The following is a 22,087-nucleotide window of genomic DNA, read 5'->3' on the forward strand; positions in this document are numbered from 1 at the left end:
TGTATCCTCCCACATGCGATGCTGTAAGCATAAGCAGCAAGCAGAGGCGGACCCGGCCTGCGGCATAGGGCCGGGATCCGCCTGCGCAGATTGGGACAGGGGCGGACGCATGGACGAGACGGTAAATTTCGGCCTCATCGGGCTGGGAACGATGGGCGCGGCACTGGCGCTGAACATCGCCGAAAGCGGTTATCCGATCGCGGTGTTCAACCGCACCGCAGCGGTCACCGACGACTTCATCGAAAATGCCGGCGCGCTTCGGCCGCGGCTCACCCCGACGAAATCGCTGGAAGAGCTTCTGGCCGCGATCTCGGCGCCGCGGACCATCATCCTCATGGTGCCGGCCGGTCAGGTCGTCGATCAGCAGATCGAGGCGCTGGCGCCGATGTTGGAGGAGGGTGACCTGATCATCGATGCCGGCAATGCGAACTACGCCGATACCGAACGCCGGGTGCGCGACAGCGATGGCAAACCATACGATTACATGGGGATCGGCGTCTCGGGCGGCGAAGAGGGCGCGCGGCATGGGCCGTCGAGCATGGCGGGCGGCACGCAGGCGCAATGGGAGCGGGTCGGCGGGATGCTGGAAGCGATCTCGGCCAGATATGACGGCGCACCCTGCGCGGCGCTAATGGGGCCGGGCGGGGCCGGGCATTTCGTCAAGATGGTCCATAACGGCATCGAATATGCCGACATGCAGATGATCGCCGAATGCTACGCCATCATGCGCGACGGGCTCGGCATGGAGGCGGGCGCGATTGCTGATGTGTTCGAGGCGTGGAATGACGGCCCCCTTGCGTCGTATCTGATCGAGATTTCCGGCAAGGTCGCCCGCGCCACCGACCCCATCGCGGGCGGCCCCATGCTGGACGCGATCCGCGACACGGCCGGCCAGAAGGGCACCGGTCGCTGGACCGCCGTCGAAGCCCAGCATCTCGCCGTGCCGGTCCCGGTGATCGAGGCGGCCGTCGCCGCGCGCAACCTCTCCGCCCGGATCGAGGCGCGCCAGAGGGGGGCGGATGCGTTCGGCGCAATGCCGCGCGAGATGCAAGGCGCAGCCATCGGGACCGAGCTGCTGGAACAGGCGCTGATCGCGGGAAAGATCCTGTGTTATGCGCAGGGCTTCGACATGCTGGCGAAGGCCGCGTCGGAATTCGGCTGGGATCTGCCCATGGCCGGGATTGCCCGGATCTGGCGGGCGGGCTGCATCATCCGCTCGGAGATGCTCAACGACATGGCCTCGGCGCTTGAGGCGATGCCCGGCGACAACCTGATCTTCGCCCCGCCCTTCTCTGACCTTCTGACGCGGAACAGCGACGCCCTGCGCAAGACGGTCACGACCGCGATCTCCGCGGGCATTGCGGTGCCTGCGCTCGCATCCGGGCTGTCATGGTTCGACACGATGCGCACGCCGCGCACCCCCGCCAACATGATCCAGGCGCAGCGCGATTTCTTCGGCGCGCACGGATTCGACCGGCTCGACGGCAAGGACGCGCCGCACGGGCCGTGGGGTGATGACGGCTGAGACCGGCCGCCGCGCAGGACCAGAGGCGTTCGCGGGCGCGCCGTGGCTCTGATTTTCGCCCACAGGCAAGGACTTGACCCGCGCGACGGCACTTGACCTGCGGCAGAGATGGCGTCATTCAGGCCGCGCTCAGGTTCCGGTGCCGACCGCGCCGGTGAAAAGGGAACACGGAACGGCAGGTCGCCGCAGCCGTGGCTGCCCCCGCAACTGTGAGCGGAGAGCGACGCCGGTATGCCACTGGGACCGTCCCCGGGAAGGTCGGCGAAGCGACGATCCGCGAGCCAGGAGACCTGCCCGGGCGATCACCCTTTTCGCGATGCGGGGCGCATCGGGGAAGCGGCCTTTCCGCAGCGGTGACGCCACGGCTTCCGGCATCCCCCGGCAGCCAACATGATCACCCGCGGGGCCAGCCCCCGCCAGGAAAGACTTGCCAATGCGGATTCACGCCCTTCTTCTCTCGACCCTTCTGCCTGCCGCCGCGACGGCGCAGGATGTCCCGATCATTCTCGAAACCATCACGCTCGATGCCGGCCTCTCGCCGATCGAGGTGCAGGCCTACGGGCGCGCCAACACCGTGCTGACCGCCGAAGAGATCAGCAGCAAGGGCGTGCGCAATGTGCAGGACGCGCTGCGCGCCGTGCCGGGGCTGGCCGTCAGCAGCTCCGGCGCGTCGAACACGCAGCTTCGGATCCGGGGCGCGGAAGGCAATCACACGCTGATACTGATCGACGGCGTCCGGGCCGCGGCCGGAGACAGCGAATATTTCCTGTCCGGTCTCGACATCGCGAATATCGACCGGATCGAGGTGCTGCGCGGGCCGCAATCGGTGTTCTTCGGTGCCGATGCCTCGGCCGGTGTGGTCAATATCATCACCCGCCAGCCCGCCACGGGCAGCGAGGCCGGTGGCGCGGTCGAGATCGGGAATGGCTGGGCCGCCTCCGCCTACGCCTCGACGCGGGGTGACCGGGGCGGGGTTGCGCTGAATCTCTCGGCGCGCGACGACAAGGGCTATGACCATTCCGGCACGCCGGGCGGCGAGGCGGACGGGATCCGGCGCAAAGCCGTGTCGCTGAGCTTCGATCACCGGCTGACCGAGGCGCTGACGGCCGGAGTCATGCTGCGCAGGGCCGATGAGGAATACGACTATGACGACGAATCCTGGACGGCGAGCACCGCCGGGGAATATGTCGTTGACGCGGCCGGACAGGCGGATCGCGATGAAACGGCCGGGCAGGTCTGGCTGGAGATCGGCCAGCCCGGCGGACGGCTGTCGCATCGGCTGTCCTATGATCGCACCGATTTCGCGCTGAGCCAGTCGAACGGCACCCGGACCGAGGCCCGGACCGATATCTGGAAATATCGCGGCATTTTCGGGCTGGATGGCGCCTACGACACGGCGCGCCAGACCCTGTCCATCGGCGCAGAGCGGCGCCGGGACGAGAACAGCATCACCACTTCGCAGAACCGCCGGTCAAACTCCGCCATCATCGAATATCGCGGCAGTTTCGCCGATGCGCTCGACCTCCAGCTCGGGCTGCGCCACGATGATAACGAGATCTTCAAGGACGCCACCACCTGGTCGCTCGGCCTGTCCTATGCGCTGCCCAATGCGCCGGTCCGCATCCACGCATCGGCAGGGACGGGCGTGGTCAACCCGACCTATTCCGAACAGTTCGGCGGGTTCGGCTATATCGGCAATCCCGACCTGAAACCCGAGGAGAATCGCGGGTTCGACATCGGCGTCGAAACGGAGTTTCTCGGCGGCAGGGGTCTGATCGACGTGACCTATTTCCACGAGAAACTGGAGAACGAGATCAGCTTCAACGGTCTGCCGCTGCCTGACGGCACCAATTACCTCAACCTCTCCGGCACCAGCACGCGGCGCGGGGTCGAGATGGCGGCGCAACTTCAGGCGAGTGACCGGCTCTCCTTCGGGGCGAGCTATACCTATCTGGATGCAAAGGCGCCTGACGGGCAGGTGGAGACCCGCCGCCCGCGTCACACGCTGGGGCTGACCGCCGCCTACCTGTTCGCCGAAGGACGCGGCAGCGTTTCGGGAGAGTTGCTGCATGTCGCCGGGAATTACGACACGCAGTTCTTCGGAAGCTTCGCCACCGAGGAGCTGGACGACTACACGCTGGTGAATGTCGCAGGCGGATATGATCTGACCGAGCGGGTGCGGCTGACCGGGCGGGTGAAGAACCTGTTTGATGCCGACTATACCGAGGTCTTCGGATACGCCACGCAGGGCCGCACGGCCTATCTGGGGCTGGAAGCCCGGTGGTAAGGCTGATCGCCGCGTTGGCGCTCTGCCTTGCCGGCGCGGCATCGGCTGGCCCGTCACGGGTGGTGTCGATCAATCTGTGCACCGACCAGTTGGCGATGCTGGTGGCAGGGCCCGGCCAGCTTGTCTCCGTCTCCTGGCTGGCGGCTGATCCGGCGCTTTCGCTGATGGCCGAGGAGGCGGGGCAGATCGGCGTCAATCATGGCGGCGCGGAGGAGATCTATCTGATGCGGCCGGATCTGGTGCTGGCCGGGCCCTATGCGGCGCACGCGACGGTCGAGATGCTGACCCGGTTGGGTGTGCAGGTTCGGACGATCCCGGCGGCCAATACCATCGCGGATATTCGCCGCAACATCACGCTGATGGGCGACGCGTTGGGCCGGGAGGCGCGCGCGGAAGAGATCCTGTCGGCCTTCGATGCGGATCTGGCTGCGCTGCCCGAGGGCCGGCCCTTGCTCGCCACGACCTATGCGGCGAACGGGTTGGCGAATGGACGAGATACGCTTTCGGCCGAGGCCATGCGCCGGGCCGGGCTGTTCCTGCTGGCAGACCGGATCGGGCATTCCGGCGGGAAGATGGCGCTGGAAGAATTGGTGATGGCCGGCCCGGAACTGGTGGTGACAGGGTCGCGCTATGCGACGCCGTCCCGCGCCGAGGCGGTGCTCGATCACCCTGCCCTGTCCGCCCTGCAAGCCGAGCGGCTGAGCGTGGCGGATCGTGGCTGGATCTGCGGCTTGCCGGCCCTGACCGGGACAATCCGCAGCCTGGTCCGGTGAGGCTGCTCGCCGCCCTCGGCGCGCTTTGCGCGGGTCTGTTCGTCGCGGCGCTGATGATCGGGCCGGCGCAGATCGGTATCGCGGAGTCGTTTCGCGGCTTGCTGGCGGGTGACGGCGCGGCCGGGCTGGTGATGCGCGAGATCCGCCTGCCGCGGGCAGTGCTGGCCGCCCTGATCGGCGGCTGCCTGGGGCTGTCGGGTGCGGCGATGCAAGGCTATCTGCGCAACCCGCTGGCCGAGCCGGGTCTGATCGGCGTGTCCGCCGCCGCCGCGCTTGGCGCCGTCATCGCAATCCAGACCGGCTTCGCGGCCGCGTTCGCGCTTGCCCTGCCCCTGTCTGCCCTGGCGGCGGCGCTGCTGGCTGTGCTCCTGATCCTTTTCATGGCGGGGCCGGGCGGCGGATCGCTGGCGCTGATCCTCGCCGGGGTGGCGGTGTCAGCCTTCGCGGGCGCGCTGACGTCGCTGGTGCTCAACCTCTCTCCAAACCCGTTCGCGGCAAGCGAGTTCGTGTTCTGGATGATGGGTTCACTGGCCGACCGGTCCTGGCTGCATGTGGTCATCGCCGCGCCGGTCATGGCTGTCGGGGCGGCGATGATGTGGGGCATCGGCCGCGGTCTCGATGCGTTGACACTGGGCGAGGATGCCGCGGCCTCCATTGGGATCGGGCTGCCGGGTCTGCGCCTGCGGATCGTGCTGGGGGTGGCGGCCATGGTCGGGGCGGCGACATCGGTGGCCGGGGCGATCGGCTTTGTCGGGCTGGTCGTGCCGCATCTGCTGCGCGGCCGGGTCGGCGGGCGCCCCGGCGCACTGCTGCCGGCGGCGGCGCTTGGCGGGGCGGCGATGGTGCTGGCCGCCGATATCGCGGTCAGGCTGGTCCTGCCGGGCCGGGATCTGAAGCTGGGTGTGGTGATGGCGCTGATCGGTGCCCCTGTCTTTCTGCATCTCATCTGGCAGCAGAGGCGGGGCGGCTGATGCGCATCTCCGCCGAGAGTTTGACTGTGCGCCGCGGCGGGAGGGTCACGCTGGATGGCGCATCGCTCAGCCTTGCGCCGGGAGAGCTTGTCGGGCTGATCGGCCCGAACGGCGCAGGAAAGACAACGCTCATGCGCGCCATGCTTGGGCTGGTTGCGGCCAGCGGACATTCCTCCTTGGCGCAGCTTCCCGCCGCGCGCCGCGCGCATATCGCCGCGTGGCTCCCGCAGGAGCGCGAGGCGGCCTGGCCGATCTCGGTCGAGGCATTGGTCCGTCTCGGTCGCATCCCGCATCGCCGGCCGGACGCGGATCACGCGCAGGTCGAGCGCGCCCTGTCCCGGATGGGGCTGACCGATCTCCGCCAACGGCCGGTCAATACGCTGTCCGGCGGTGAACGCGCCCGCGTGCTGATCGCGCGCGCCCTTGCGCAGGACACGCCGGTTCTGCTGGCGGATGAGCCGATCGCCGGGCTGGACCCGGCATACCAGATTGCGACGATGGCGCTGTTTCGCGGGCTTGCTCAAGACGGGCGCGCCGTCATGGCATCGCTGCATGATCTGGGACTGGCGGCGCGGCACTGCACCAGGCTGGTGCTGATGGATCGGGGGCGCATCGCGTTCGACGGTCCGCCCCAGGACGCCTTGTCGCCCGAACGACTCGCCCGGATCTTCGGGATCGAGGCGCATCTGGAAATGACGGCGGAGGGGCCGGTCTTCCAGCCCCTCCGCGTGTTGCGCTGACACCCCGGCCGGGGCGCAGCCGTCAGTCGGCGTCGAGGTCGAACCGGCCTGCGTTCATCACCTTCGTCCATGCCGCGACGAAATCCTCGACGAATTTCCGCTCATTGTCGTCCTGGGCGTAGAGCTCGGCATAGGCGCGCAGGATCGAGTTCGAGCCGAACACCAGATCGGCGCGGGTCGCGGTGAAGCGGGTCTCGCCGGTGTTGCGGTCGCGGATCTCGTAGATCCCGCCGCCGGCGGGAACCCAGCTATAGCGCATATCCGTCAGCGTGACGAAGAAGTCGGTCGTCAACTGGCCCTTGCGCTCGGTGAACACGCCATGCGCGCTGTCGCCGTAATTGGTGCCGATCACCCGCATTCCGCCGATCAGCGCCGTCATCTCCGGCGCGGTCAGGCCCAGAAGCTGGGTGCGGTCCAGCAACAGCTCCTCCGGCGCGACGGCATAGTCCTGCTTCGCGAAGTTCCGGTAGCCATCGGCCAGCGGTTCCATCGCGTCGAAGGATGCCGCATCGGTCTGCGCATCGGTCGCGTCGCCCCGGCCGGGCGCGAAGGGCACCGAGATGTCGTGACCCGCGGCCTGTGCCGCCTGCTCGATCCCCAGATTGCCGGCCAGCACGATGACATCGGCGATGCTCGCCCCGGTCTCGGCCGCGATCGGCTCCAGCACCGACAGGACACGCGCCAGCCGCTCCGGCTCGTTCGCCTGCCAGTCCTTCTGCGGGGCCAGCCGGATGCGTGCCCCGTTCGCGCCGCCGCGCATGTCCGAGCCGCGATAGGTCCGGGCGCTGTCCCAGGCCGTCGCAACCATGTCCGAGACCGACAGGCCACTCTGCGCGATCCGCGCCTTGACCGCCGCCACGTCGTAGTCGCGGTTCCCGGCGGGCACCGGATCCTGCCAGATCAGATCCTCCTGCGGCACGTCCGGTCCGAAATAGCGGTCTTTCGGCCCCATGTCGCGATGGGTCAGCTTGAACCAGGCCCGCGCGAAGGCGTCGTCGAGCGCCGAGGGATCGCGATAGAAACGCTCGGCGATCTCGCGATAGACCGGGTCCATCTTGATGGCCATGTCGGCGTCGGTCATGATCGGGTTCAGCCGGATGGACGGGTCCTCGACATCGACCGGGCGGTCTTCGTCGGCGATCTCGACCGGCTCCCACTGATGCGCACCGGCGGGGCTCTTGCGCAGCTCCCACTCATGCTCCAGCAGCATCTTCAGATAGCCGTCATCCCATTTCGTCGGGTTGGTTGTCCAGGCGCCCTCGATGCCGCTGACCACCTGGTCACGGCCGATGCCGCGCCCCTTGGTGTTCATCCAGCCCAGCCCCTGCGCCTCGACCTCGCCGCCCTCGGGCGCCGCGCTCAGGTCGGCGGCGTTCCCGTTGCCGTGGCTCTTGCCGATGGTGTGGCCGCCGATGGTCAGCGCCACGGTCTCCTCGTCATTCATCGCCATGCGGGCGAAGGTCTCGCGCATATGGGCCGCGGTCCTGAGCGGGTCGGGATTGCCGTTCACCCCTTCCGGGTTCACGTAGATCAGCCCCATCTGCACGGCGGCCAGCGGGTTTTCCATCGTCTCGGGCGAATCAACGCTGTCGTAACGCCCGTCGCTCGGCGCCAGCCATTCCTTCTCCGCGCCCCAGTAGATGTCCTGCTCGGGATGCCAGATATCCTCGCGCCCGAAGGCGAAGCCGAAGGTCTTCAGCCCGGCGACCTCATAGGCGATGGTGCCGGACAGGATGATCAGGTCCGCCCAGGAGATGCGGTTGCCGTATTTCTTCTTGATCGGCCAAAGCAGGCGGCGGCCCTTGTCGGTGTTGGTGTTGTCCGGCCAGGAGTTCAGCGGCGCGAAGCGCTGGTTCCCGGTGCCACCGCCGCCACGGCCGTCGGCCAGACGATAGGAGCCCGCCGCGTGCCACGCCACGCGGGCGAACATGCCGACATAGCTGCCCCAATCGGCCGGCCACCAGTCCTGGCTGTCGGTCATCAGCGCCCGCAGATCGGCCTTCAGCGCCTCGACATCCAGCTTCTTCAGCTCTTCGCGATAGTCGAAGTCCGGGCCGAGCGGGTTCGTCTTGCTGTCATGCTGATGCAGGATGTTCAGGTTCAGCGCTGCCGGCCACCAGCCCGTCACCGACGCGCCGCTGGCGGTGTTGCCGCCATGCATGACCGGGCATTTGCCCGGCGAAAGATCGTTTCCGTCCATGTCCATTCTCCTAGCTGGCTGGCCCGCCCATGCAATCCGGCAAGTCTGGCGCCGCGGCACCGGGTGTTCGCCCGGAGAATATCAAGCCATTGAGATAATTAGTAATTGCAAATTCTTACGGTTGAGATAAGTTATTCTGATGCAATCCTTGACGCTCAAGCAGCTCCGATATTTTGAGGCCCTGGCACGGACAGGGCAGTTCGGGCTGGCCGCAGATGATTGCGCGATCACCCAGCCTGCCCTGTCGATGCAGATCAAGGATCTGGAACTGCTCGTCGGTGCACCTCTGGTCGAGCGGGGCACGCGGCGGGTCAGGCTGACGGCGCTCGGCCAGCAATTCGCCGCGCGGGCGCGCGAGATCCTGCGCTCGGTCGATGAGCTTGGCGATCTGGTGCGGGCCGATGGCGACAGCCTGTCCGGCCCGCTGCGCATCGGTGTCATTCCGACGGTCGCGCCTTATCTTTTGCCGCGCCTGATCGCTGCGCTTCACCGCCAGTTTCCCGCCCTCGATCCCCAGCCGCGCGAAACCGTCACACCGCGCCTGATTCGCGATCTGGCCGAGGCCCGGATCGACATCGCCATCGTGGCCCTGCCCGTGTCCGAGCCGACGCTTCAGGAAACCCCGCTTTTCGACGAGGAATTCGTGTTGGTCCGGCCGGCCAGCGAACGGGACAGGCCGGTCCCGCTGCCCGAACATCTTCAGGAGGAGCGTTTGCTTCTTCTGGAAGAGGGGCATTGCTTCCGCGACCAGGCGTTGTCGTTCTGCAAAATGGCGCAAGCGCCGCGCGGGCTGATGGAGGGCAGTTCGCTGTCCACGCTGGTTCAGATGGTCGGGGCCGGAATCGGCGTGACCCTGATCCCCGAAATGGCAATCGATCTGGAGACGCGCAGCGCCAATGTCTCCGTCGCCCGGCTCAGCGCGCCGCGCCCGACGCGCACCATCGGCATGGTCTGGCGCCGGTCGAACCCGCTCGCCGACCGGTTTGAGCAGATCGCCGGCATCGTGACCGACCTTGGACAGCCGACGGCGGACGCATAGCTCGCGCCGGCAGAGAGCGCGTGGTTGCGTGGCAGGCCGCACCGGATATGGTCGGATTGCGATTTGGGCATCCTCCCTTGCCAGGCCGTCACGCCGCGATGCAGGTTCGGTGCGGGCTGAATCGGTCTCGGCCCGAAGGAGGCGCAGGCATGATCCATGATTTCGCGGTCATCGGCGGGGGAATCGTCGGTCTGGCGGCGGCCCGCGCCCTGCTGCAGCGCCAGCCGGGCGCGTCGCTGATCCTGATCGAAAAGGAGGATCGTCTCGGCCGGCACCAGACCGGGCATAATTCGGGCGTCATTCATTCCGGCATCTATTACGCGCCTGGGTCGCTGAAAGCCCGGCTGTGCCGGGAGGGCGCGTCGCGCACAAAGGAGTTCTGCGCCCAGCACGACATCCCTTTTGAAGATCGCGGCAAGCTGATCGTGGCAACCCGGAGGGAAGAAATCCCGCGGCTCGATGCGCTGAACGCCCGCGCCCTGGAAAACGGCATCACCACGGAGCTGATCGACGCCGCCGAGATCCGGCGGCGCGAACCTGCCATTGCCGGGCTGAAGGCGATCTGGGTGCCCGCGGCGGCCATCGTGGATTACACCGCCATCCTGCAGGCCATGGCGGAGGAGTTGCGAGACAACGGTTCAGAGATCCGGTTTGCGACCCGGCCGCGCGCCATCCGGGAATCCGCCGGGCAGGTCGATCTGGATTGTGACACCGGCCAGATCGCAGCCCGCCGGCTGGTTGTCTGCGCCGGGTTGCAGTCGGACCGGCTGGCCCGCATGGCCGGGCTGTCGATCCATCACCGCATCGTGCCGTTTCGGGGCGAGTATTACCGGCTGCGGCCGGCGCGGAACGGGATCGTCAACGCGATGATCTATCCGGTGCCGGAGCCGGGTCTGCCATTTCTCGGAACCCATCTGACCCCGATGATTGACGGATCGGTGACGGTCGGACCCAATGCCATGCTCGGCTTCTCGCGCGAGGGCTATCCGAAACTGTCGGTCAATCTGCGCGACATGGCGGAGATGGCGGCCTTCCCCGGATTCTGGAAATCCATCTTCTCCTTCATCCGCCCCGGCCTGAACGAGCTGCGCAACTCCCTCTTCAAGCGGCGCTATCTGGCCGAGTGTCAGCGCTATTGCCCTGAGATGGTGCTGGATGATCTGGAGCCGATGGAATGCGGAATAAGGGCGCAGGCAGTGATGGCCGACGGCACGATGCAGCATGATTTCCTGTTTCTCGACACGCCGCGCATGCTGCATGTCTGCAACGCTCCCTCGCCCGCCGCGACCTCTGCCCTGCCGATCGGCGACATGATCGCCGACAGGGTGCTTGCTGCCGGTTGAAGCGGTTCAGCCTTCGCTCAACGGATCTTCAGCCTGCAATCCGACAGGGGACCGTGTCATCGCCGCGCCAGCCCGATCCGTCGCGCGGTGCGGGTTTCCAGCGCCTGAAACGCCTCGTAGATCAGGATTGCCAGCAACCCCACCACCAGACCGCCCTGCACGACATAGGCCGTGTTCGACGACAGAAGCCCGGCAATGATGACCTCGCCCAGGGTCTTGGCCGCAACGGTCGACCCGATTGTCGCCGTGGCGAGCGAGATTACCGCCGACAGCCGGATCCCGGCCAGGATCAGCGGCATGGCCAGCGGCAGCTCGACCTGCACAAGCCGCTGGCGCCGGGTCAGCCCCATGCCCCGCGCGGCTTCCGATACCTCTGGCGGCAGATTGGTCAGCCCGGTCAGCGTGTTCTCGAAAATCGGCAGCAACCCGTACAGAAACAGCGCCACCAGCGTCGGCCATGCCCCGAAGCCAAGGATCGGCACGGCGAGCGCCAGCACCGCGACGGGCGGAAAGGTCTGCCCGATCGATGTGACCGTCCGCGCCAGCGGCAGGAATTCGCGCCCCGCCGGTCGGGTGACAAGGATCCCCAGCCCCACCGCCACGACCGTCGAGGCCAGCACCGCCACGCCCACCAGACCCAGATGCGACAGGGTCAGGCTGAGCAGCCCGGTCTGGGTATAGATCGCCGGGGCGTTGTTGGTCACGAACGGCCGGAACAGCCCGGCGAAGCTTTCGGGGCTGGCCAGGAACAGCACGAGAAACAGCGCCGCCGCCGCGAGGAGCAGTCGCGCCATCACGCGACAGACGCTTGCGCGGCGCGGGACTCGAGCTGGTCCAGCGTCACCACGCCGCCGCCTTCCACCGGCAGGGCAGAGCGCCCCGACCACAGGCATTCCGCCAGCGCGTCACGCAGGCTCGCACCCGCCGGGATCGTCTCGCCCCCGGCCTCGCCGGTCTTGGCGATGTCGCCCACGCGGGTCAGCGACAGCAGCCGGAACGGACGCTCCCCCTCGCCGATCAGCTCCCGCACGAAGGGGGCGGCCGGCTGGGTCAGCACCTCGCTGGGTGGGCCGTATTGCAGCAATTCGCCCTTGTCCATCACCGCGATCCGGTCGCCAAGGGCCACAGCCTCCTCCATGTCGTGGGTCACGATCACCAGCGTCGTGCCAAGCCGACGCTGGATGTCGCGCAGATCCTGCTGCGCCTTTGCGCGGATCACCGGGTCGAGCGCGCCGAAGGGTTCGTCCATCAGCAGCAGTTCCGGCCGCGCGGCAAGGGCGCGGGCCACGCCCACGCGCTGTTGCTGACCGCCGGACAGCTCGTAAGGCATCCGGTCGCGGAATTGCGCGGGGCTCATCTGGAACAGTTCCAGCAGCTCGTCGACGCGCGCCCGGATATCCGCCTCGGACCATTTCAGCAGCGCCGGCACGGTTGCGATGTTCTGCGCGACGCTCCGGTGCGGAAAAAGTCCGTGGCCCTGGATCGCATAGCCGATGCGACGCCGCAGGGCGTGGGCAGGAATACGTGACGTGTCTTCGCCGTCGATCAGCACCTTGCCGGATGACGGCTCGACCAGGCGGTTGATCATCCGCAACAACGTCGTCTTGCCCGACCCGGATGTGCCCACAAGCGCCGCTATCTGTCCGGTCTCGACGGTCATGCTGACCTGGTCGACCACGGTGGTGTCGCCGTAAATCTTGGTGAGGTTCTGGATCTCGATCATGGCGCGTCTCTCCTGCGCTTGCGGTGGTCGAGCGCCTCTACCAGCAGATCCAGCGCGATCCCGGCGGTCAGGGCCAGGGCGATGGTCGGCAGTGCGCCCAGAAGAACAAGATCCATCGCGGTCTGGTTCAATCCCTGAAACACGAAAGTGCCATAGCCCCCCCCGCCGATCAGCCCGGCAATGACCGCAAGGCCGATATTCTGCACCAGGACGATGCGCACCGCGGCCAGAAGCACCGGCAGCGCCAGCGGGATCAGCACCTGCCCCAGAACCTGCGCGTCCGTCATGCCAAGCCCGTAGGCGGCCTCTTTCGTGGCTGGCGACACGCCGTTCAGCCCGACCACCGTGTTCGAGACCACCGGAAGCAGCGAATAGAGGAAGAGCGCGACGAGCGCCGGAAAGATACCAATCCCGGCCACGCCGATCGACGCCGCGCCGGGCACGGTTGCGGCGACCCAGCCGAATAGCGGGATCATCAGGCCGAACATCGCCAGTGACGGGATGGTCTGCAGGATGTTCAGCACCCCCAGCACCGCGCGTTTCAGCCGCGGCACCTGGTAGATCAGGATACCCAGCGGCAGCCCCACCAGGATCGCCGCCCCGAGCGAGCCGAAGGCCAGGATCAGGTGCCGCAGCGATTCGCGGTGAAACAGATCCTGCCGGGCCGCGTATTCCCGCATCACCGAGACGCCATCGAGCCAGCCCGACCACAGGATCGCCGCCAGCATCGCAAGGACCGCCGCCAGCATGAGCCAGCGCAGGCGCAGCGACAGGCGCATCCGCGACAGCGCGTCCGCCATCATCAGCGCGAATGCCAGCAACAGCAGCCAGAACCCGGCGGCGGGCGAGACCCGCGCGAGGTTGTTGTCGGGCGGGGTCAGGTTGCGCACCGCCGCGCCGAGGATCAGGAAGGCAGCCGCGACGCCCGCGACGCCGATGGCCAGCCGAATGGGCAATGACGCCCGGTCCGTGACCCCGATCAGCAGCGCGACGGCAAGACCCAGCAGCACCACCCAGCCCGGCGGGCCAAGCGCCGCGGTCAGCGAAATCCCCTCGCCCAAAACGATCCGGTTGGGCTTGAACTGGACCAGCGGCAGCGCAAGTGCCACCAGCCCCAGCCCCGCGAAAAGCAGGCCCGTTCTGCTGATCGCCACTCCGGTCGGGCTGTCGGCGGTGATCGGGATCTCGGTCATCTCGGCCTCGTCGGAGCGCAGCAGGCAGCGGCGCGCCGGGCGCCGGCTGCCGGGGCGTTACTGCAGCACGCCCTGCTGCGTCAGGTAGTCGGTCGCGACCGCCTCGGCCGGCTCGCCGCCAATCTGGATGCGACCATTCAGCTCCTGCAGGACTTCCAGCGTCAGCCCCTCGAAGATCGGGTTCAGCACTTCGGCGATCTGCGGATGCGCGTCGAGGATCTCCTCGCGCACCAGCGGGGTCGGCTGGTAGACCGGCTCGACTTCCTTGTCGTCCTCCATCACCACCAGCCCGGCCGGCGCAATGCCGCCGTCAGTGCCATAGACCATCGCCGCATTCACGCCCGATGTCTGCTGGGCGGCCGCCGCGATGGTCGCGGCGGTATCGCCGCCGGAAAGCTGCACGAGCTGATCCGGGCTCAGCTCGAACCCGTAGGTCTCCTGAAATGCCGGCAAGGCGGCAGGAGAGGTCACGAATTCGGTGGAGGCGGCCAGCTTCACATCCCCGCCCCCGGCCACGTAAGCGCCGAAATCCGACATGTTGGCCAGATCGTTTTCCTCCGCAAGATCCTGACGCAGCGCGATGGCCCAGGTGTTGTTCGCGGGCGAGGGCTGAAGCCAGACGATCCCGTCCTCCGCATCCAGCTCTGCCGCGCGGGCATAGCCTTCCTCGGCGTTCTTCCAGATCTCGCTGTCCGCTTCGTTATGGAAGAAGGCGGCATTGCCGGTGTATTCCGGGTAGATGTCGATCTGGCCGGAGGTCAGCGCGTCGCGCAGGATCGGCGTGCCGCCGAGTTGCAGCTTGTTCTGGACCGGCAGCCCGGCATTTTCCAGCGCCTGATAGATCATGTTGCCCAACAGCCCGCCCTCAGTGTCGATCTTCGACGACACGACAATCTGCTGTGCGCTGACTGCGCTGCCCATCAGCCCGAACACGGCTGCGGCGGCCAGTTTGGTAAAGCGTTTCATACTCGGTGCTCCTGTTGGATCGCTTTTCTCCATTGCGTTCTCTTTTCGTCCCGGGATCAACCCCAAAAAGCCCGGAAATCCGCGGATCGGCGCAACTCCCCGGACGCGCACCGCAAATTCCCATGCAGGATCGCCGCGATCGCCGTCGGGTCTGCCGCCGAATTGCGGAATGTCAGTTCGCCCCGCAGGGTTTCCTGATCGGCGCGGGGTCCCCGTCAGTCAGCCGCCGATTAACAGAGAATTTTACTCGGGCACTGGACCCTGCTTCGGCAGCCGACTAGACACGGCGCGTCGCGTGCAGCCAGCGAACAGCCACACGCATCTCGCGAAAGGATCAGTTCATGCGCCGGATCTCCGCTCTCGTTCTTGCCGCAGCCAGCCTTGCGACCGCCGCCGGGGCTCAGGATGTCACCATCGCCACCGCGCAGGGCGAGGCGACCGTCCCTGCCTCGCCCGAGATCGTCGTGGCCTACGATGTGGCGGCCATCGACACGCTGCAATCGCTGGGGGTCGAACTGGCCGGTGTACCGGACAATCTCTATATCCCCTCTCTTTCTGCCGATGGGGCGGAGACCGTCGGCACGCTGTTCGAGCCAGATCTGGAGAAGCTGGCCGGTATTGGCCCCGATCTGGTCGTGGTGGGCGCGCGCTCCGCGCCCGCGCTGAATGCGGTGTCGCAGCTCGCACCGGCGATCGACATGACCATCGGCAGTGAACTGCTGGAAGATGCCAAGGCCCGGATCGCGGCGTTCGGGACCATTTTCGACAGGCAGCAGCAGGCAGAGGCGCTGACCGCGACGCTGGATGACAAGATCGCGGCATTGGGCGATGCCGCCGCCGACAGCGGCACTGCGCTGATCCTGATGACCAATGGCACCAAGATGGCCGCCTATGGTCCAGGCTCGCGATTCGGCTGGCTGCACGATGTGACGAAGATGCCCCCGGCTATCCCCGAGCTGGCAGCGACTGAAAACCACGGCAATGTGCTGACCCATGAAGCGATTGCGGAGGCCGATCCCGACTGGCTGTTCGTGCTGGACCGCGGCGCGGCCATTGGCGAGGACGGGCAGAGCGCGGCACAAACCCTCGCATCGCCGCTGATCGAGGGGACCACGGCCTGGCAGAATGACCAGGTGGTCTATCTGCCGGCGGCCGAGCTGTATATCGGCGGGGGCGGATACAGCTCGCTTGTGACCGTGATCGACGCGCTGACCGAAGCATTCGGCGCGTGAACAGGCCGCTCGGCATGACGCTGGCGGCGCTTGCGCCGCTGACGCTGGCCAGCCTGATGACCGGGGCAGCCAGTGTCGATATCTTCGCCGCGCTGAGCGATCCGCGCGCCATGCTGGTGCTGATGGAATCGCGCCTGCCGCGCACGCTCGCGGTGCTGCTGACGGGCGCGGCGCTTTCGGTTGCGGGGATGCTGTTGCAGGCCATCGTGCGCAACCGCTTCGTGGGCCCCGACACCGTCGGCACGGCGGAGAGCGCGGCGCTCGGCCTGCTTGTGGTGACGCTCTTTGCCCCGGCGATGCCGATATGGGGCAAGATCCTCGTCTCCAGCCTGTCGGCCATGCTGGGCACGGCGCTGTTCGTGGCGCTGATCCGACGCCTGCCCCCGCGAGAGATCATGCTGGTTCCGATCACCGGGATCGTGCTGTCGGGGGTGATCGGTTCTGTCGTGGTCTATATCGCCTGGCAGGCGGATCTGATGCAGTACATCACCACCTGGCTGATGGTCGGCGAGTTCTCCGGCGTGATCGCCGGGCGCTATGAGATGCTGTGGATCGCGGCGGCGGCGGCAGGGCTGGCCTGGCTGGCCGCGGATCGTTTCGCGATCCTGGCCCTGGGTGACGGAGTCGCGACGGGTCTGGGGCTGAGCGCGACATCCGTGATGCGGTTCGGGCTGGCGGTCGTGGCGCTGGTTTCGGCGATGGTCGTGACGACGGTCGGCATGATCCCGTTCCTGGGTCTCATCGTGCCCAATATCGTGTCGCGGATCATGGGCGACAATCTGCGCCGCGCGCTGCCCATGGTGGCTGCGGCCGGTGCGGCGCTTCTGCTAGGATGCGATCTGCTGGGACGGCTGATGCGCCACCCGTTCGAGATCCCGGTCGGCACGGTGATGGGCTTTGTCGGGTCGGGCATCTTCCTGTACCTGCTGTATCGTCGGCCGGCCCATGGCTGAGATGGCAGCGCCATTTGCCCCGGCCCGCCGCGGCGCGGCGGGGATCGTGGCCCCGCTTGCCGCGCTGTTGCTGGTCTCCTCCGCGCTGTGGCTGTTTCAGGGGTTGGGCGAGGGCAATCGCGGATTCATCCTGGCGCTGCGCGCGATCAAGCTGGGCGGGATGATGACCGTGGCGGCGGCGGTGGGCGTATCCACCATCCTGTTCCAGACGGTGGCGGGCAACCGGGTGCTGACGCCGTCGATCATGGGGTTCGACTCGCTTTATGCGTTGCTGCAGACCGCGATGGTCGCCAGCCTCGGCGCGGCGGGGTTCGCCGGCATCGCCTCCCTGCCGAAATTCCTGGCCGAGGTCGGCATCATGTGCCTGCTGGCCACCGTGTTGTTCGGCACGCTCCTGGGCCGGGGCAGCCGCGATATTGGCCGCACCATCCTCACCGGGATCATTTTCGGGGTGATGTTCCGCTCTGCGAGAGATCTGCTGAGCCGGCTCATCGACCCGAATGAATTTGCCGTCGTGCAAGCCGCAACGGTGGTGAACTTCGCGCGCACCGATGCCTCGCTTCTGCCGCTGGCGGCGACGCTCTGCGCGATCTGCGTCGCCCTGGCGATGGTGATGGCGCCCCGGCTGGACGTGCTGGCGCTTGGCCGGGACGGCGCGATCAATCTCGGCCTGCGGTTTCGGCGCCTGGTCATCGCCACGCTTGGCCTGGTGGCGGTGCTGGTGTCGGTCTCTACCGCGCTTGTCGGCCCGATGTCGCTGTTTGGTCCGGCCGCGTTTTTCGGGCTGATCGTCGCAGGCATCGCGCATGGGCTGGCGCGCAGCTATCGTCATGCCGTGCTGCTGCCGGTGGCGGCGCTGATCGCGGCGAATATCCTGGTGCTTGGGCAGATGATCTTCGAGCGGATTCTGGGGCAGCAAACCGCGATGGGCGTCGTGATCGAATTTGCGGGCGGTCTCTTCTTTCTGTTCCTGCTGCTGAAAGGGCGTATCCGATGATCGAGCTGGATGGGGTGTGTCACGACATCGGCAGCACGCGGATCCTGAGCGACATCAGCGCCGAGATCCCGCGCGGGCATCTGACCGCGCTGATCGGCCCGAACGGCGCAGGCAAGTCCACGCTGCTGCGCCTGATCGGCCGGCTGGAATCCGTGCAGCGCGGCCGGATCGAGATCGACGGGCTGGATGTGGCGCAAACGCCGAGCGCCACCCTGGCCCGGCGCATGGCGGTACTGGGCCAGCAGACCGCGATTTCCAGCCGCCTGCGCCTGTCGGAGCTGGTGGGATTCGGACGCTGGCCGCATCATCACGGCAGGCCGCGCGACATCGACCGAGCCGCCGTCGAGACCGCCTTGCAGGTCTTCGGCCTGTCGCCGCTTGCCGACCGGTTCCTGGACGAGGTCTCGGGCGGGCAGGCGCAGCGCGCCTATCTGGCGATGACCTTCGCGCAGGACACGGACTGGCTTTTGCTGGACGAGCCGCTGAACAATCTGGACATGTCCCATGCCCGCGGCCTGATGGCGCGGCTGAGCGATCTGGTGCGCCGGGCTGGCAAGAGCGTTCTGGTGGTCGTGCACGAGGTGAATTACGCCGCCGCATGGGCGGATCACATCGTGGCGATGAAGCAGGGCCGGATCGTGGCCGAGGGCGCGCCGCGCGATGTGCTGAAGGATGGCACGCTGAGTATGCTATACGACACACCGGTCGCGGTGACGCAGCATGAAGGGCGGCCGCTCGTGCTGCATCACTACTGACGTTTGCGGTTCAGCTTGCGCAGCCCCCACCGCTTGCGACGTCTAACGATGCTGATGGTCAGTCGGTCACAGTCATGGGCGCGTCGAACCAGTGCTCTTCGAGGTTGCTGCCCGCACCGATCCGATCGACCACGGCATAGAGCCCGGCACCGTCCAGCGGGCACAGCACGCCGTGCCAGACATTGCGGTGCAGGTTCACCCCCTGTCCGGCGCGGGCGATGAAGGCCTGCACCGCTCCGGGCACCCCGCCCGCATCGGGGGCGACCGTGACCAGGAAACGGCTTTGCGACATCGGGATGAAGGCCTGAGAGCCGAGCGGATGCCGCTCCAGCAGTTCAAGGCGATAGGGCATCTCGGCCAGTTCGGACTTGAACAGGCTGATGCCCGCCTGACCGTCCGTGAAATCCAGCTTGGCGCGGTCGTGATGACGGGCGCAGCGGCCCTGATTGATGAACTTCTCGGCCGTGCCGCTGGCATCCAGCACCTCTCCGAAGGGCGCGAAGGCCTCTGGCGTCAGGTCTTGGGCAGTGATCGTGCTGGTCATGGCAGGATCTCCTTCAGGCGCAACTCGGCAATGCGTTCGACCTGGCGGCAGGCATCTGCGAACTCTGTGGCGCGGTCATGCGCAACGCGGCGCTTGAACGCATCGAGGATCCCCGCCTTGTCGTGATCTCGCACGGCGATGATGAAGGGGAAGCCGTGCTTCTCGACATATTCATCGTTCAGCCGGGTGAACTCGGCCCGCTCCTCGTCGGTCAGCGCATCCAGCCCGGCACTGGCCTGCTCGGCCGTCGATTCCGCCGTCAGCCGTTTCGCCAGCGCCAGCTTGCCCGCCAGATCCGGGTGCGCGGTCAGCACCCCCAGCCGTTCCTCCTCCGATGCTGACCGGAAGACGCGGCACAGCGCGTTGTGCAGCCCCGCCGCGCTATCATGGGCGGGGCCAAGCTCCAGCCCCCAGGCCCGCTCCGCGATCCAGGAGGAATGCTCGAAGATACCGCCATAGCGGGTGACGAATTCCTCGCGCTCCATCTCGCTGGGCCGATCGAACCGTTCGGGCGGGTGATGTTCGGCCCAATGCCGGGCGATGTCGATCCGGCGCGGCGTCCAGACCCCGTCGAAGCCCTGGATGTAATCGATGAAACGCTTCAGCCCGGCCAGCTTGCCGGGCCGGCCGATCAGCCGGCAATGCAGCCCGACGCTCATCATCTTCGGCGCGCCGGCCTCGCCTTCTGCATAAAGCGTGTCGAACGCGTCCTTGAGATACTGGAAGAACTGTTCCCCGGTAATATAGCCGGGCGCGGTCGCGAAGCGCATGTCATTGGCTTCCAGCGTATAGGGAATGACCAACTGGTCGCGCCCGCCGATCCGGGTCCAGTAGGGCAGATCGTCGTCATACGTGTCCGAGATATAGGCGAACTGCCCGGTCTGCGCGGTCAGCGCCACGGTGTTGCAACTGCAACGCCCGGTATACCACCCCTCGGGCGGGGTGCCGACCACCTCGGTATGCAGCCGGATCGCCTCCGTGATGGAGGCGCGCTCATCGGCCTCCGGCATATCCTTGTGTTCGACCCATTTCAGGCCGTGGCTGGCGATTTCCCAGCCCGCCTGCTTCATCGCCGCCACCTGTTCGGGGCTGCGCGCAAGTGCTGTGGCCACGCCGTAGATCGTGACCGGAATGCCCGCCCCGGTAAACAGGCGATGCAGCCGCCAGAACCCGGCCCGCGCGCCGTATTCATAGATCGATTCCATGTTCCAGTGGCGTTGACCCGGCCACATCGCCGCGCCCGCAATATCCGACAGAAACGCCTCGGAGGCCGCGTCGCCATGCAGGATCGAATTCTCGCCGCCTTCTTCGTAATTCAGCACGAACTGCACGGCGAGTTTCGCTCCGCCGGGCCATTTCGGATCCGGGGGATTGGCACCATAGCCGCGCATGTCACGAGGGTAACGATTCATCTTCACTTCTCCGATCTGCTGACCCGCTTCTAACCCGGCAGGCCGTCGCGCACTTTCGCATTATTCCAGAAAAAGCTTATCGTCGCTCTCATCTGTGCGGTAAGCGCAAATACGTCCAGACTGGTGCCGGACCAGATGAGGGAAAAGACCATGGCAGGCTATCTGACAACGCATGTGCTGGATACGGCGTCGGGCCGTCCCGCCGAAGGGTTGAAGATCGAACTTTACCGGATCGAGGATGGCGGGCGCAGCCTGCTCAAGACGCTGACCACCAATGATGACGGCCGCACCGATGAGCAGATCCTGCCCGAGGCCGAGTTCGCCCTTGGCACTTACGAGATGGTGTTCCATGCGGGCGACTATCTGAAGACGCGCGATTTCCTGGACGTGATCCCGCTGCGCTTCACCATGGCAGAGGACAGCCATTATCACGTCCCGCTGCTTCTGTCGCCCTACGGCTACTCCACCTATCGCGGCAGCTAAGCGGCGTCCTCGACGGCACGCTGGATGTGGCTGACCATGAAATCGATGAACAGCCGCGTCTTCGGATCCTGACGCCTGCGGTGGGTGTAAAGACACGCCATCTGAACCGGAATCGGCGGCTCTTTCGGCAGGACCGGGATCAGACGCTTGGCCCTGAGATGCTCGACCACCTCGAAGACCGGCTTGAGCACGATGCCCAGACCTGCCAGCGCCCAGCCGGTGAGCACCTCGCCATGGTCGCATTCCAGCGGCCCGACGACGGGGATGCGCTTGATCCCGTCAGGGGTTTCCAGCGGCCACTGGAATTCCGGCGCGCCGGGGAAGCGCAGGTTCAGGCAGTCATGGCGGTCGGCCACGAGATCGGCGCTGCTGCGGGGCTGGCCGCGCCGGGCGATGTAATCCGGAGAGGCGCACAGGATCCGCGGGCAGTCCGCGATCTTGCGGATGCGCAGCGATGAATCCTCCGGCTGTCCCAGGAAGAAGGCCGCATCCAGACCCTCGGCGGTGATGTCCAGCCGCCGGTCCGACAGGCGCAGCCGGATGTTGATCTGCGGATAGGACTTGCGGAATTGCGGCACGGCGGGCGCGATCAGACGCTGCCCGACACCCAGCGGGGCCGCAACATAAAGCGTGCCGCGCGGGTTCTCCGTCACATCGCTGATCTCGGCCTCGGCATCGTCCACCGCTTCAAGGATCTTAAGCGCACCGGGGTAGAAGATCTGCCCCTGCTCGGTCGGGTTCAGCATCCGCGTCGTCCGCTGGAACAGCCTGACGCCCAGATGTTCCTCGAGCTGCGAAATCCGGGACGAGGCCACCGCCGCGGAAATCCGCAGATCCCGCGCCGCCGCGGACATCGAGCCCAGCTCGTAAACCCGTGCAAAGGTGCGGATATTGTCAAGATATGCCATGGCCGCAATCTACGGCTTTATTTGAAGCCGGGCAAAGCCTTTC

The 22,087-nt window shown here is 66.8% G+C and carries 20 protein-coding genes and 1 riboswitch; of the genes, 12 read left to right on the forward strand and 8 right to left on the reverse strand.

What is annotated here, in order from left to right:
* Positions 1-109 precede the first annotated feature (109 nt).
* From gndA to BLT73_RS01895, 5 genes are all read left to right on the forward strand, one after another.
* Positions 110-1,525, forward strand: coding sequence for an NADP-dependent phosphogluconate dehydrogenase (gene gndA / locus BLT73_RS01875; RefSeq protein ID WP_090520340.1), 1,416 nt, complete (start codon positions 110-112; stop codon positions 1,523-1,525).
* Positions 1,526-1,639: 114 nt separating this feature from the next.
* A riboswitch (cobalamin riboswitch) is annotated at positions 1,640-1,837 on the forward strand.
* 121 nt (positions 1,838-1,958) lie between these two features.
* Complete coding sequence (locus BLT73_RS01880) at positions 1,959-3,812, forward strand: TonB-dependent receptor plug domain-containing protein (RefSeq protein ID WP_090520342.1); 1,854 nt, start codon at positions 1,959-1,961, stop codon at positions 3,810-3,812.
* The gene (locus BLT73_RS01885) at positions 3,806-4,585 is read left to right on the forward strand and encodes an ABC transporter substrate-binding protein (RefSeq protein WP_090520343.1); all 780 of its coding nucleotides are present in this window, start codon (positions 3,806-3,808) and stop codon (positions 4,583-4,585) included. Before BLT73_RS01880 ends, BLT73_RS01885 begins: the two co-directional genes overlap by 7 nt.
* Positions 4,582-5,556: a FecCD family ABC transporter permease gene (locus BLT73_RS01890; protein ID WP_281246289.1), complete on the forward strand. Its 975-nt coding sequence runs from the start codon at positions 4,582-4,584 to the stop codon at positions 5,554-5,556. Before BLT73_RS01885 ends, BLT73_RS01890 begins: the two co-directional genes overlap by 4 nt.
* Positions 5,556-6,296: an ABC transporter ATP-binding protein gene (locus tag BLT73_RS01895; protein WP_090520345.1), complete on the forward strand. Its 741-nt coding sequence runs from the start codon at positions 5,556-5,558 to the stop codon at positions 6,294-6,296. Before BLT73_RS01890 ends, BLT73_RS01895 begins: the two co-directional genes overlap by 1 nt.
* A gap of 22 nt (positions 6,297-6,318) precedes the next feature.
* On the opposite strand, the gene katG is transcribed toward BLT73_RS01895, so the two are convergent.
* Entirely contained in the window at positions 6,319-8,496 is a 2,178-nt protein-coding gene (gene katG, locus BLT73_RS01900; RefSeq protein ID WP_090520933.1) for a catalase/peroxidase HPI, read from the reverse strand.
* A gap of 139 nt (positions 8,497-8,635) precedes the next feature.
* On the opposite strand from katG, the gene BLT73_RS01905 reads away from it, so the two are divergent.
* Together BLT73_RS01905 and lhgO are read left to right on the forward strand one after the other, a co-directional pair.
* Positions 8,636-9,535, forward strand: coding sequence for a hydrogen peroxide-inducible genes activator (locus tag BLT73_RS01905; RefSeq protein ID WP_090520346.1), 900 nt, complete (start codon positions 8,636-8,638; stop codon positions 9,533-9,535).
* Positions 9,536-9,684: 149 nt separating this feature from the next.
* The gene (gene lhgO / locus BLT73_RS01910) at positions 9,685-10,878 is read left to right on the forward strand and encodes an L-2-hydroxyglutarate oxidase (RefSeq protein WP_090520348.1); all 1,194 of its coding nucleotides are present in this window, start codon (positions 9,685-9,687) and stop codon (positions 10,876-10,878) included.
* 56 nt (positions 10,879-10,934) lie between these two features.
* Here the strand turns inward: lhgO and BLT73_RS01915 are convergent, their stop codons facing one another.
* The 4 genes from BLT73_RS01915 to osmF are packed head-to-tail and all read right to left on the reverse strand — an operon-like array spanning position 10,935 to position 14,760.
* Positions 10,935-11,672 (reverse strand): ABC transporter permease, encoded by a 738-nt coding sequence (locus BLT73_RS01915; protein WP_090520350.1) that lies wholly within the window; start codon positions 11,670-11,672, stop codon positions 10,935-10,937.
* Positions 11,672-12,601 carry an ABC transporter ATP-binding protein gene (locus tag BLT73_RS01920; RefSeq protein ID WP_090520352.1) on the reverse strand — a complete coding sequence of 310 codons (930 nt, stop codon included), beginning with the start codon at positions 12,599-12,601 and terminating at the stop codon, positions 11,672-11,674. Before BLT73_RS01920 ends, BLT73_RS01915 begins: the two co-directional genes overlap by 1 nt.
* Positions 12,598-13,794, reverse strand: a complete 1,197-nt coding sequence (locus BLT73_RS01925; RefSeq protein ID WP_090520354.1) for an ABC transporter permease — start codon at positions 13,792-13,794, stop codon at positions 12,598-12,600. Before BLT73_RS01925 ends, BLT73_RS01920 begins: the two co-directional genes overlap by 4 nt.
* A gap of 57 nt (positions 13,795-13,851) precedes the next feature.
* On the reverse strand, positions 13,852-14,760 hold the full coding sequence (gene osmF, locus BLT73_RS01930; RefSeq protein ID WP_090520356.1) for a glycine betaine ABC transporter substrate-binding protein OsmF: 909 nt from the start codon (positions 14,758-14,760) through the stop codon (positions 13,852-13,854).
* 341 nt (positions 14,761-15,101) lie between these two features.
* Between osmF and BLT73_RS01935 the strand changes: the two genes are divergently transcribed.
* From BLT73_RS01935 to BLT73_RS01950, 4 genes are read left to right on the forward strand one after another with little or no spacing between them, the layout of a single operon-like run.
* Complete coding sequence (locus BLT73_RS01935) at positions 15,102-15,992, forward strand: siderophore ABC transporter substrate-binding protein (RefSeq protein WP_090520358.1); 891 nt, start codon at positions 15,102-15,104, stop codon at positions 15,990-15,992.
* 14 nt (positions 15,993-16,006) lie between these two features.
* Positions 16,007-16,945 (forward strand): ABC transporter permease, encoded by a 939-nt coding sequence (locus BLT73_RS01940; RefSeq protein WP_090520360.1) that lies wholly within the window; start codon positions 16,007-16,009, stop codon positions 16,943-16,945.
* Positions 16,938-17,942: an iron chelate uptake ABC transporter family permease subunit gene (locus BLT73_RS01945; RefSeq protein ID WP_245726911.1), complete on the forward strand. Its 1,005-nt coding sequence runs from the start codon at positions 16,938-16,940 to the stop codon at positions 17,940-17,942. Before BLT73_RS01940 ends, BLT73_RS01945 begins: the two co-directional genes overlap by 8 nt.
* A complete protein-coding gene (locus BLT73_RS01950; RefSeq protein WP_090520363.1) occupies positions 17,939-18,697 on the forward strand; it encodes an iron ABC transporter ATP-binding protein in 759 nt (252 codons plus the stop codon). Before BLT73_RS01945 ends, BLT73_RS01950 begins: the two co-directional genes overlap by 4 nt.
* Positions 18,698-18,755: 58 nt before the next feature.
* Here the strand turns inward: BLT73_RS01950 and BLT73_RS01955 are convergent, their stop codons facing one another.
* Positions 18,756-19,241 (reverse strand): ureidoglycolate lyase, encoded by a 486-nt coding sequence (locus tag BLT73_RS01955; RefSeq protein ID WP_090520365.1) that lies wholly within the window; start codon positions 19,239-19,241, stop codon positions 18,756-18,758.
* Positions 19,238-20,653: an allantoinase PuuE gene (puuE, locus tag BLT73_RS01960; protein ID WP_090520367.1), complete on the reverse strand. Its 1,416-nt coding sequence runs from the start codon at positions 20,651-20,653 to the stop codon at positions 19,238-19,240. Before puuE ends, BLT73_RS01955 begins: the two co-directional genes overlap by 4 nt.
* Before the next feature lie 150 nt (positions 20,654-20,803).
* Between puuE and uraH the strand changes: the two genes are divergently transcribed.
* Positions 20,804-21,136: a hydroxyisourate hydrolase gene (uraH, locus tag BLT73_RS01965; protein ID WP_090520369.1), complete on the forward strand. Its 333-nt coding sequence runs from the start codon at positions 20,804-20,806 to the stop codon at positions 21,134-21,136.
* Here uraH and BLT73_RS01970 read toward each other — a convergent pair.
* Positions 21,133-22,044, reverse strand: a complete 912-nt coding sequence (locus BLT73_RS01970) for a LysR family transcriptional regulator (RefSeq protein ID WP_090520370.1) — start codon at positions 22,042-22,044, stop codon at positions 21,133-21,135. The genes uraH and BLT73_RS01970 overlap by 4 nt on opposite strands.
* Positions 22,045-22,087 lie beyond the last annotated feature (43 nt).

This window comes from Paracoccus isoporae, from assembly GCF_900101865.1.
GTDB lineage: Bacteria > Pseudomonadota > Alphaproteobacteria > Rhodobacterales > Rhodobacteraceae > Paracoccus > Paracoccus isoporae.

What these genes read in the sequence shown, in the direction of transcription:
- gndA (WP_090520340.1), top strand. Translation starts at nt 110, where the DNA reads ATGGACGAGACGGTAAATTTCGGCCTCATCGGGCTGGGAACGATGGGC.
- BLT73_RS01880 (WP_090520342.1), top strand. Translation starts at nt 1,959, where the DNA reads ATGCGGATTCACGCCCTTCTTCTCTCGACCCTTCTGCCTGCCGCCGCG.
- BLT73_RS01895 (WP_090520345.1), top strand. Translation starts at nt 5,556, where the DNA reads ATGCGCATCTCCGCCGAGAGTTTGACTGTGCGCCGCGGCGGGAGGGTC.
- katG (WP_090520933.1), bottom strand. Translation starts at nt 8,496, where the DNA reads ATGGACGGAAACGATCTTTCGCCGGGCAAATGCCCGGTCATGCATGGC.
- BLT73_RS01905 (WP_090520346.1), top strand. Translation starts at nt 8,636, where the DNA reads ATGCAATCCTTGACGCTCAAGCAGCTCCGATATTTTGAGGCCCTGGCA.
- lhgO (WP_090520348.1), top strand. Translation starts at nt 9,685, where the DNA reads ATGATCCATGATTTCGCGGTCATCGGCGGGGGAATCGTCGGTCTGGCG.
- BLT73_RS01915 (WP_090520350.1), bottom strand. Translation starts at nt 11,672, where the DNA reads ATGGCGCGACTGCTCCTCGCGGCGGCGGCGCTGTTTCTCGTGCTGTTC.
- BLT73_RS01920 (WP_090520352.1), bottom strand. Translation starts at nt 12,601, where the DNA reads ATGATCGAGATCCAGAACCTCACCAAGATTTACGGCGACACCACCGTG.
- BLT73_RS01925 (WP_090520354.1), bottom strand. Translation starts at nt 13,794, where the DNA reads ATGACCGAGATCCCGATCACCGCCGACAGCCCGACCGGAGTGGCGATC.
- osmF (WP_090520356.1), bottom strand. Translation starts at nt 14,760, where the DNA reads ATGAAACGCTTTACCAAACTGGCCGCCGCAGCCGTGTTCGGGCTGATG.
- BLT73_RS01935 (WP_090520358.1), top strand. Translation starts at nt 15,102, where the DNA reads ATGCGCCGGATCTCCGCTCTCGTTCTTGCCGCAGCCAGCCTTGCGACC.
- BLT73_RS01940 (WP_090520360.1), top strand. Translation starts at nt 16,007, where the DNA reads ATGACGCTGGCGGCGCTTGCGCCGCTGACGCTGGCCAGCCTGATGACC.
- BLT73_RS01945 (WP_245726911.1), top strand. Translation starts at nt 16,938, where the DNA reads ATGGCTGAGATGGCAGCGCCATTTGCCCCGGCCCGCCGCGGCGCGGCG.
- BLT73_RS01950 (WP_090520363.1), top strand. Translation starts at nt 17,939, where the DNA reads ATGATCGAGCTGGATGGGGTGTGTCACGACATCGGCAGCACGCGGATC.
- BLT73_RS01955 (WP_090520365.1), bottom strand. Translation starts at nt 19,241, where the DNA reads ATGACCAGCACGATCACTGCCCAAGACCTGACGCCAGAGGCCTTCGCG.
- puuE (WP_090520367.1), bottom strand. Translation starts at nt 20,653, where the DNA reads ATGAATCGTTACCCTCGTGACATGCGCGGCTATGGTGCCAATCCCCCG.
- uraH (WP_090520369.1), top strand. Translation starts at nt 20,804, where the DNA reads ATGGCAGGCTATCTGACAACGCATGTGCTGGATACGGCGTCGGGCCGT.
- BLT73_RS01970 (WP_090520370.1), bottom strand. Translation starts at nt 22,044, where the DNA reads ATGGCATATCTTGACAATATCCGCACCTTTGCACGGGTTTACGAGCTG.